9 protein-coding genes are annotated in these 10,024 nt (G+C 71.2%); 2 read left to right on the top strand and 7 right to left on the bottom strand.

The genetic code is table 11. The features are described 5' to 3' along the window. Positions 1-288: 288 nt before the first annotated feature. Complete coding sequence (locus tag KME75_RS18215; protein ID WP_219416043.1) at positions 289-990, top strand: DUF4097 family beta strand repeat-containing protein; 702 nt, start codon at positions 289-291, stop codon at positions 988-990. 2 nt (positions 991-992) lie between these two features. On the opposite strand, the gene KME75_RS18210 is transcribed toward KME75_RS18215, so the two are convergent. The 7 genes from KME75_RS18210 to KME75_RS18180 form a co-directional block, all read right to left on the bottom strand. Continuing rightward, positions 993-2,417, bottom strand: a complete 1,425-nt coding sequence (locus tag KME75_RS18210) for an HTTM domain-containing protein (protein ID WP_219416042.1) — start codon at positions 2,415-2,417, stop codon at positions 993-995. A gap of 26 nt (positions 2,418-2,443) precedes the next feature. Continuing rightward, positions 2,444-3,952, bottom strand: a complete 1,509-nt coding sequence (locus tag KME75_RS18205; protein ID WP_308282869.1) for a sugar transferase — start codon at positions 3,950-3,952, stop codon at positions 2,444-2,446. Positions 3,953-4,180: 228 nt separating this feature from the next. Further along, positions 4,181-4,777: a GNAT family N-acetyltransferase gene (locus tag KME75_RS18200; RefSeq protein ID WP_219416040.1), complete on the bottom strand. Its 597-nt coding sequence runs from the start codon at positions 4,775-4,777 to the stop codon at positions 4,181-4,183. Beyond that, entirely contained in the window at positions 4,738-5,301 is a 564-nt protein-coding gene (locus tag KME75_RS18195) for a GNAT family N-acetyltransferase (RefSeq protein WP_219416039.1), read from the bottom strand. The genes KME75_RS18200 and KME75_RS18195 overlap by 40 nt, the downstream gene beginning before the upstream one ends. Positions 5,302-5,426: 125 nt before the next feature. Continuing rightward, positions 5,427-6,194, bottom strand: coding sequence for a polysaccharide deacetylase family protein (locus tag KME75_RS18190; RefSeq protein ID WP_219416038.1), 768 nt, complete (start codon positions 6,192-6,194; stop codon positions 5,427-5,429). 54 nt (positions 6,195-6,248) lie between these two features. Continuing rightward, positions 6,249-7,160: a hypothetical protein gene (locus tag KME75_RS18185; RefSeq protein WP_219416037.1), complete on the bottom strand. Its 912-nt coding sequence runs from the start codon at positions 7,158-7,160 to the stop codon at positions 6,249-6,251. A gap of 159 nt (positions 7,161-7,319) precedes the next feature. After that, positions 7,320-8,378, bottom strand: a complete 1,059-nt coding sequence (locus KME75_RS18180; RefSeq protein ID WP_219416036.1) for a hypothetical protein — start codon at positions 8,376-8,378, stop codon at positions 7,320-7,322. Between the two features lie 149 nt (positions 8,379-8,527). On the opposite strand from KME75_RS18180, the gene KME75_RS18175 reads away from it, so the two are divergent. Continuing rightward, the gene (locus tag KME75_RS18175; RefSeq protein WP_219416035.1) at positions 8,528-10,021 is read left to right on the top strand and encodes a lipopolysaccharide biosynthesis protein; all 1,494 of its coding nucleotides are present in this window, start codon (positions 8,528-8,530) and stop codon (positions 10,019-10,021) included. Positions 10,022-10,024 lie beyond the last annotated feature (3 nt).

The raw sequence follows: 10,024 nt of genomic DNA, 5'->3' as shown, positions 1-10,024 counted from the left end.
GGCGGCCGCCGGTAACGGCCGTACACCGGCGGGCGAGTCGGATGACGACCGCCGCTTCAGTGTTCGCCGGGGCGGCATTCCGCCGGACGAGGAGTGGGGGCGGTTGCCATGGGACGTGGGCACACGTGGGTCGCGGGCCTCGGTGCTGCATTGACCGTACTGTCGGCCTGCGGAGCGCCACCGGATCCGACCGGTCCTCCGGCGCCGGTCGCCATGGCGGACGAGCCGGGCGGGGAGACGGACCGCGCGCACTCCGCCGCGTCCGCTCCCGTTGCCCCCGCGAGTGCCGTGACGCCACCGGCAGGCGCCGAGGTGACGGTCGTCGAGCTCACGACCGGCTCGTCCCGTGCCGTGCTCCGCAGCGGCGCGGGCACCGGCTACACCGTCGAGCGCACGGTCATCTACGACGGGCCCGAGCCACCGCAGTCGCACCGGCTCGAGGGCACCCGCCTGGTTCTCGACGGGTGCGACGAACTTCCGGAGTGCTACTTCGAGTACGTCGTCACCGTGCCGGCGGGTGTCGGAGTGCTGGGCCGGTCGGGCTCGGGTTCGATCGTCGTGGCCGGTGCGGGACACGTGGACGTCGACACCGGATCGGGAGCGGTCGAGGTCAGCGACATCGCCGGCCCGGTGCGTGTCGACTCGGGGTCCGGCGCTGTGCGGATCACGGACGTGCAGGGCGACATCACGGTCGACACCGGATCCGGCGGTGTCACCGGAAGCGCGCTCGGCGGCACGGCCGCCGTCGTCGAGACCGGGTCCGGCCCCATCGACCTGACCTTCTCGACGGTTCAGACGATCGTGGCGCGCTCGGGCAGCGGACCGATCTCGCTCGCGGTGGCACCGGGGGCCTACCGGCTCGCGACGTCGGCCGTCTCCGACGATGCAGAGGATGTCGAGATCGACGTCCCCGACGACCCGACCGCCTCCGCTGTGATCGCCGTCGGCACCGACGGCGGTCCGATCCGCGTCACGACCGCCGCTCGCTGAGGTCAATGCTGGCAACTGTCCACCGCAGGCACCTGACGGAATCCGCCGAGAAGCCGGACGAGCGGTGAGACCGGCCGGCCCAGCACCGGATCGTCGGCGATCCGGTCGGCTGTCCTGACCTCGCCGTCCAACTCGTACGTGACCGCAGCATCTGGATAGGAGGCCGCGAGCCGGCGTGCGTCCAGGAGCACGACGGAATGGCCGCCCTGGGCGGTGACCTGATCCTCCATCGCCGGGTCGCCGATCCGCAGGAACCGGACCATGCCCTGTTGCGCATCGAAGACGCGCACCGCCTCGGGCACGACGAGGTGGTTCCATCGTCCCGGCTCCGTGTGCAGGTTGCTGTACATAGTGAAGGAGTACTTGGTCTTCAGCCCGATGTACGGGCTGACCGCGCTGAGGACGATGAGCGCCAGCACCGCGAGGAACAGCGGCTGCCGTACTCGCAGCAAGGCGCCGGACGGGGTGAGGACCAGCCAGTAGCGGCGAAGCCGGAGCAGCAGCACGGCCCAGAGCATCATCCAGAGCGTGTAGCCGAGTGTGGGCAGCCAGCGCTTGATCCGCCAGGCGGTGAGTTCCGGCAGCATCTGCAGTGCGCCGGCGGCGAGCATCCAGCAGGTGGCCAGTGCGACCCAGGTCAGCGGTGACCGGATGGCCCTGAGGACGCACTGACGCATCTCGGGTCCGACGGCGCGGCGCACGAGCCCAGCGGCGCCCGCCACCGCCGCTGCGGGCAGGAACAGCAGATAGAAGCACCAGGCGAGGCCGGAGAAGGCGGTATGGCCCGCGATGGACGAGAGGAGGTGGAATGCGAACCCGGCGATGACTGCGATCGCCCGGGTGCGCCGGAAGAGCAGCAGGGTCGGGATCGACAGCTCCAGCGCGATGGTGCCGACGATCACCAGTGGGCGCAGTGCATCGGGGACGGACACCAGCGGGACGGCGTCGAGAATCCACATCGCGCAGGTGAGCGTGGTGTCCAGGAAGCCATCGTTGAGCTTCGCGAACGCCGCGAAGTACCACGTCACGATGAACGCCGTGCGCAGGAACGGCGCGATCCGCTGGAGGAACTGGTCGGGGCGGCGAGCGGCGCCCGGCGAGCACACGGCGTAACCGATCCACCACAGCACCACCGCCCCGCCGACCACGCCGGCGACGGTCGTGTGGTTCCACGGGTTGGGCAGGTCGATGACGAACTCGACGGCGAGCAACGCCAGCACGACGAGCATGCGGAGGACAGATGTGGGCCGGAGCAGCACCGCGATCGCCGCAATCGCCGCGACGCCGTGCACGGACACGGCCGGTGCTCCGGTCTGCCATTCGTGGAACAGCACGCCGAGGGCGAAGGCGCTGCTCCAGACGCCGAAGACCGTGGTGCCGGCGGCGGCTCCTGCGCCGCGCCCGGTACGGATCGCCGGAACAGCCATCAGTCACTCGCCGACCCTTCCGCAGCTCAGTACGCGCCGGTGCCCCGGACAACGGCGCCAATGGTCTTCCAGAGGATCAGCCAGTCCAGGGCGAGCGTCCAGTTCTCGACGTACCGGAGGTCCAGCCGTACCGACTCCTCCCAGGAGAGGTCACTGCGGCCGCTGACCTGCCACAGCCCGGTGAGCCCCGGCTTCACCATCAGCTTGCGCCTGGCGTCCCGCGAGTACCCCTCCACCTCCTTCGGGAGCGGCGGTCGCGGCCCCACGAGCGCCATCGAACCGGCGATCACGTTGAACAGCTGCGGCAGCTCGTCGAGGGAGTACTTCCGCATCCAACGCCCCACCCTCGTGATCCGCGGGTCGTTGCGGACCTTGAACAGCGGACCCGCGGCCTCGTTGGCCAGCTCTGGGCGGCGCCGCTCGGCGTCGACGACCATCGAGCGAAACTTGATCATCTGGAAGCGTCGCCCATGGCGGCCCACCCGGGCTTGACGGAAGAAGATCGGTCCGCCGTCGAGGCCGACCGCAACGGCCAGGCCGACCATGACCGGCAGGACGAGCACCAGCAGCAGGGCGGCCAGCACGCGATCGGACACGGCCTTCACGACCCGCGGGACCCCCGACCAGTTCGGTTCGGTGAGGCGGAGCAGTGGTAGCCCGTCGACCGCGGCGACGTGCAGACGCGGCCCGGCAACCTCCATCAGACCCGGCTCGACCACCAGTTCGGTGCCGGTGCCCTCGAGGTCCCACGCCAGCTGGTGCAGGCGCCGGGGCGTCCATCCCGGCGCAGGGGCGACCGAGACCACGCGGTGGGAGCCCTCCCGTGCGACTGGCGCCACCGCGTCGAGGTCGCCGATCACGGGCACACCGAGGATCTCGTCGACCATGTCGGTGCCGGTGCCGGACGGAGTGCACACGGCGGTGATGGTCCAGCCGTGATGGCCGGCTCGGCGCGTCCGCGAGATCAGTTGTGCGACGGCCTCCTCGGTGCCGACGGCGAGCACCTCGTGCAGGCAGGCGCCGGCCTTGCGCCGCCGGTAGAGAGCCTTGCGCAGGAGGAGGCGGCCGAGTGCGGCCAGCAGCAGGGCGATCGGAAGGACCCCGAAGACCCAGGGGCGCACCTCGGGCAGCTTCAGAGCGAGGGCGATGAGACCGAGCACGACGGCGCTGGTGACCATGGCCCGCAGCAGCCGGCTGAACTCCTCTGCCCCCTGACCCAGCACCGCCGACTCCCACGTGCGGCACACGATGAGACACATCACCGTGAGGCCGAGTGTCACTCCGGCGAGCACCCAGGTGAGCCCGCTGATGGGCGGTGCGTCGCCCCAGACCTCCCGCAGCCCGAGCGAGACGACGATCGCCAGCACGTCGGCCGCTGCGACCGAGCGGGCGTAGCGGACCTCCCAGGCCGGCCGTGGGCGCGGAGCGCGCCGCGGAGGGAGCTCCGGCGTGACAGGGGTGAGCTCGTCGAGCGACTCGAGTTGCGTCCTGCTCGTCGATGCGTCGTCTCGTCGTCGCGGTGCGGAATCGTCCACGTCCAGGTGGATATTCATCCTGCCCCTCAGGGTTGTCGACGCGCAGCCGACCCCGCTCGGTGTGCGCGCACGTCCGATGTCCCCCCGACAGCTGGTCTCGGGTGCGACGTGGCGCTCGGACCAGCGGGAACAGTGACTTCGGTCTTCTCAGTCGCCTGGCGGGGCCGCCGCGTTACCGCTTCGAAACCGCCGCCGTCGCGTTGTGCGCCGGACGGCGGCCGCGGTGGGTCAGGGGCCCGCGATGATGCGGCGGACCCGCCGGACGAGTGCCGCGGTGCCCAGCGCGGTGGCGCGGGTCGTCACCCGCACCACCTGCTCCGTGACGTCGTGCCGAACTTCGGAGACGAAACGGTCCTTGTACCCGTGGTCGCCGCGCAGGAGGTCGGCTTCGGCGTATCCCGCCTGCGCGGCGGCCAGCATCGCGGCCACGCGGACCGAGAAGCCCGGTGTCCGCCCGATGTCGGTGCGGAGCCCACCGCTGTAGAAGAGCACTCGATCGCCCCACACGAGGTGGTAGGTGATGGCTGCTGCGGCGCCGTCCACCGTGAGGCGATTGACCCGGACCGACCCGGACTCGCCGAGGCGCTGCGCGGCGATCAGGTGGAACGCCCGGCGTTCGGGTGTCGCGAAGAGGGCGGACCGCTCACCGAAGCGGGCGATGTGCAACCGCATCATCTCCTCGAGCAGCGGCGGGAAATGCGCCGGATCGGTGACGACGGCGAAGCCGCCGCCGGACGCCTCCGCGCGCCGCAGTTCCTTGCGCACCTGTTTTCGGGCGTGCCCGCTCACGATGGGACCACGCAGCGGCACGTAGCTGACGGGCACCAGCTCGGCTGTCCTCCGGATGTACCGCGGAAGCCGGAACGCCTCGGCCACGGCGGCCGCGAGCGCGCCGTCCTCTGCAGCGCGTCGAACTGCAGGACGTCCCAGCCCGATGATCGGGCGAGCAGCCGGAGCAGGGCCGTCGCCACCGGCCCACGATGCTCGGGTGCCGCGATCACGTCGGTGTGGTCGGGCGCGAGCCAACTCTGGCCGGCGATTCCGACGACCGTGGCACCGGTGGCGGATCGTACCCGCTCGACCGGCAGCAGCCCGACGATCCGGTCGTCCTCCGCGACCGTGAGCACCTCGATGCCGCCGGCGACGCCGGGTACGTCGCGCAGGGCGGACGCCCACTCCCAGCTGAGGAACGGGGAAGGGACGTGGCCGGCCTCCTGGAGACCCCGCCAGGCCTGCTCCAGCCGGGGATCGTCGAGGCGGCCCAGCGCGGTCGTCCAGCGGTCGGGCCGACGTGCCCGCACGCGGGACCCGACCGCACCCGGGCTGATGTGATCAGCACTGAGCGTCATCGCACTCCTCGAAGGCGTACGCCCCGGGCCGTGGCGCGGCACAGGTGCGTCGGCGGGCGACACCGCCCGCATGTCGCCGGGGCATTCGGGCAGGCGCGCTCCGGCGTTACCGGTCGGCGCCGTGGCTATGCCGCCGACCGCGCGCGAAGGCCGCGAACGGCGGCGGCCGCGCGCTGGTACACAGAAGACGTGCGTACCGCTGGGTACCACCTGCTGGTCTTCGCCGCGAACTTCCACATCGGGTTCCCGCGGTAGATCCCGGTGCGCGGCACGGCGAACGGACCGCCCGGCTCGGGCCCCTCGGGCAGCGCCATGGCGCAGGCGTATCCGGCCTTGTGGGCAGCTCGCCGGACGTGCGGGGCATGCCGTCCGAACGGGTAGGCGAGCGTGGTGACCGGGTGGCCGATGAGGTCGGAGAGGATCTCACGGCTCTCGCGCAGGTCGGCGAGGCACTCCGCCTCGGAGAGCGTCGGCAGGTCGCGGTGCGCCATGCTGTGGCTGCCGATCTCCCAGCCTCGGTCGTGCAGGTCGCGGATCTGGTCGGCGGTCAGGAGCGGAGGAGCGTCGGCCGGGTCGAGACCGGTGATCCAGCCGACTGCGACGCCGTTCGGCGTGACCGACCCGGCGACCACGTACATCGTGGCCGTGAGCCCGTAGCGCTGCATGATCGGCACGGCGTGCTCGGCGTAGTCGGCGAAGCCGTCGTCGAAGGTCAACACCGTGGCACCCACGGGGACGGTGCCGTCGGCGGCGAGACGATCACGCACGGCGCTGAGCGGCACCGTCCCGCCGCGGCGCTGCAGGGTGCGGCACTGGCGCTCGAAGTCCACCGGCTCCACGGAGACCGGGTCCTCCCAGCCGCACGCCACGGAGTGGTAGCAGAGGATCGGCACAGTGGAACAGCGTGACACACCGCGGGCATGGCGGTAAGTGCACGCGCGTGCGGCTCAGTCCACGCTGGCGGCGTTGCAGCGGTTCGGGATCGGCGGGCCGGTGTAGCGCTCCTCGGGCTCACCGAGCGACAGCACCTGCATGCGGTCGAAGGGGATCGCACCGATTCCGGCATACGCGACGTCGCCGAACAGCGATGGATACGGATCTGCGGCGAAGCTCGCCGGATGCGCGGCGTACAGGGTGAATCCTCCGCTGCTGTCGGCGAGGATCATCCCGTACTCCTGCAGCGCTCGGGCGATCGTGCGCTCCGACGGCGACAAACCCAGCGCATCGATGTCGACCGAAGGGTCGAGGCGCAGGTGCGCGCCGATGGGCAGCGCCGCCGGGTCGGTGCTCCGGCCGTCGGTCCGCGTCGCAAGGCCGACCGTGACGTCCGCCCGGGTGAACGGATAGGCGAAGACCAGCGCGTACGGGATGTGGCCCGCGCGCAGTTCGTCCGGCCAGATCAGTCCGATCGGGTTGGAGAAGCCCGCCGCGCGAGTGCTCAGACCGTCGGGGTAGATCCCGTCCCCGTCCGCGGGAGTCGCGTTGACCCACTCGGCGGTCCACCCGTTCTCGGTCCGCTGCGCCCGGTAGAACTCGTAGACGCAGCCCGACGTCTGGTCGAGCACCGCCATGTGACCGTCGTCCTCGGGGTCGGGCTGGGCCCGATGGGGGATGGGCACCTGCTCCATGGCGTACCCGGGGACGGCGTACTCCGCCGTGGGCCGAACGGTGAAGCGCGGCGTGGTCTCGTCCGCCAGGAACACCGGAACCGTGAATCGTCGTACGGAGACCACGGGCTCGAGATCCTCGAACATCGCGACGTAGGCGTCCGATCGCGGGTCGATGTCCGCATCACGAGGTACCGGCGCCGTCCAGGGGCTCTTCGGGCCGCGGAAGAACTGCGTCCCCGAGGCCGACACAGGTTCTGTCGGTGGTTCGACCGGCTCGGGGGCCGCGCAGGCGATCACGCTCAGCATGGCCGACGCGATTACGGCGCGGGGACCGAGACGACGAGCGGCGACCATGCCGCGGGACGGTACCCCACGGGAAGCAGATCCCTGTCAAGTTCTGCGTGTTGCTCAACCCCCGGCAGGCTGCCCCGTAGGAGGAACGGCTGCGCCGGTTTCGGCCCCGGTGCACCTGTTCTCGATCGGGGGGCCCTGGTACTGCGGCTGCTGATCTCCGGTCGCGATCACCTGCATGCGATCGAACGGAATGGCGCTGATGTCCGCCCACACGACATCGCCCCACGTCGACATGTAGGGATCGGCGGGAAAGCTGCGGGCGTGGACGGCGAAGAGCTGGAAACCCTCGCTGGTGTCACCCAGGATCATCCCGTACCGCTGGAGCGCGGTCGCGATGGCGAGCTCCGCGGGCCCGAGGCCGAGCGTGCCGAGGTCGAGAGCCGGGTCGAGCACGAGCTTCGCGCCGATCGGCAGGGCACTCGGGTCGGCGTCCGTCCCGTTGGTGCGGGTGGCGGGCGGAACCGGCCCGCCCCGTCGGGTGAACGGGTACGAGAAGACCAGCGCGTGCGGGATCGTCCCGGACAGGAGCTCATCCGGCCAGATCAGGCCGGCCGTCGAGGCCAGGCCGCTCGCCCGGGTGCTCAGGCCGTCCGGGTAGACGCCCTCACCATCGGCGGGGGTGGTGTTCGCCCAGTCCGCGAGCCACCCCGTCGCGTCCTGACGCAGACCGTACAGCTCGTAGACGCAGCGGGACGTCCGGTCGAAGACCGCGAGGTGGCCGGACTGGGCCGGATCGGGCACGGCGTGGGTGGGGATCGGCACGTGCTCGAGCACCGACTCCGGCGAGGCGTTCGGCGCGGTCGGTGTCACCGTGAACCGCGGACTGTCCGCGGTCGCGACGAACACCGAGACGGTCGATTCCCGAACCGAGACGACCGGCTCGAGCTGCGCCAGACGCGCCACGTACTCCGCCGAGCGCGGGTCGATCGCTGCTTCCGGGGACACGGGTGTGGTCCAGACGGCGCTGTCGGGAAAGAAGTCCCTCCCGACCGCCGAGAGGGGCTGCTCGGGAGCGTCCGGCAGGTCGACCGGGGTCGACGTTCCACAGCCGGCGAGCACCACGACCACGGCCCCCAGAGCCAGTCCCGGTACGGCCGATGGGCGAAGCGACATGCGCTCAAGGTAGTTCGGGCCCTCCCGCGGAGGAAACGCTCGGGAGGGGCGGAGCGAGGAACGCACGTGGAGATTTCGCCCCGTGACCGGGGCCTCGGACGGGGCGCCGCCGTCGCGCTGAACAGCCCGACGGCCGGGCCGGCGGGCTCGTGACGGATCGTTCCACCGCCGGGCCGGGCGGGCGACGCGGCGTAGGTCGGCAAGCGCTGTGGAACTACCTCGTCTTCGCGCTGAGCAAGTCGAGCACGCTGATCATGACGATGGTGCTGGCCAGGCTGCTCGGCCCGGCGGACTTCGGGTTGTTCGCCCTCGCGTTCCTGGTCATGACCCTGTTCGACTACGTGCGCGACCTGGGCGTCGCGGCAGCGCTCGTCCAGCGGGACGAGGAGTGGGCACGCATCCTGCCCACCGGGCTGACTCTGACGTGCCTCAGCGGGCTGCTGATCGGGGCTGCCGCAGCGCTGGCGGCGCCGGTCGCCGCAGCCGCGTTCGGCGAGCCCGAGCTCACCCCGCTGGTCCGGGTGCTCGCCATCGGACTCGTCATCTCCGCGCTCGGTGTGCTCCCGTTGGCGGCGCTGCGACGGAGACTCGACTACCGCAGCCGCCTGATTCCCGAGGTGGCGGGCACGGTCGCCAAGGCGGGGACCGCGATCGTCCTGGCCGTGGGCGGGCTCGGCGTCTGGAGCCTCGTCTGGGCCCAGCTCGCCGCCAGCGTCGTGACCACCTGCGGGTACTGGTGGGTCGTCCGGCCACCGGTGCGGTTCGGCTTCGACCGTGCCGTCGCGCTCGGTCTCGTCCGGTTCGGCCTTCCCGTCACTGTGGTCAGCTTCCTGTCCTTCGCAGTGGCCAATGCCGACTACGCCGCGATCGGACGCCGGCTGGGTGATGTCGAACTCGGCTACTACACGCTCGCGTACCGGCTGCCCGAACTACTGGTGTTGAACATCTGCGTGGTCGTGGGGGATGTCCTGTTCAGCGCCTTGTCCCGGATGCAGCACGACCGTCCTGCAGTGGCGGCGAAGTACCTCGAGACCCTTCGGGGCGTGATCGCACTCACCGCGCCCGTCGGGCTCGGTGTCGCGGCACTCGCCGGCGAGATCGTCGGATTGCTGTACGGAGATGCGTTCGCCCCCGCCGCCGACGAGCTCGCGGCTCTCGCGGCGTTCGCCGTCATGTACTCGATCAACTTCCACGCCGGGGATGCCTACAAGGCCATCGGCAGGCCGGGCCTCCTGACCGCACTCGGCCTGGTCAAGTTCCTCCTCCTGGCGCCCGCCGTCTGGTTCGCCGCCGGGTACTCGGCTCTCGCGGTTGCCACCGCGCTCCTCATTGTCGAAGCCTTGATCACCTTTGTCCGGCTGACGCTGGTGCGGATGGTGCTCGGCGTGACCGTTCGCCGGCACCTGGTCGTCCTCCGCGGGCCCGTAACGGCAGCGGTGGTCATGGCGAGCACTGTGTGGGGAGCCGCCCAGATGCTCCCCCTCGACGGCGCGGCCGTCCGGCTGGCGCTCCTCGTGCCGCTCGGTGCGGTCGTGTACGTCGCAGCACTGCGGCTGCTCGCGCCGAGGCTGGTGGCCGGCGTCGTCCAGCAGGTGCGCATCAGGCGCGCCGCCCGAAGGCCCGCCGGGCTGAACGCTCCCTGACCG

This window comes from Pseudonocardia nigra (assembly GCF_019396355.1).
Classification (GTDB): domain Bacteria; phylum Actinomycetota; class Actinomycetes; order Mycobacteriales; family Pseudonocardiaceae; genus Pseudonocardia; species Pseudonocardia nigra.
This window is presented reverse-complemented; position numbering and strand designations above follow the sequence as displayed.

What these genes read in the sequence shown, in the direction of transcription:
- KME75_RS18210 (WP_219416042.1), bottom strand. Translation starts at nt 2,417, where the DNA reads ATGGCTGTTCCGGCGATCCGTACCGGGCGCGGCGCAGGAGCCGCCGCC.
- KME75_RS18195 (WP_219416039.1), bottom strand. Translation starts at nt 5,301, where the DNA reads ATGACGCTCAGTGCTGATCACATCAGCCCGGGTGCGGTCGGGTCCCGC.
- KME75_RS18180 (WP_219416036.1), bottom strand. Translation starts at nt 8,378, where the DNA reads ATGTCGCTTCGCCCATCGGCCGTACCGGGACTGGCTCTGGGGGCCGTG.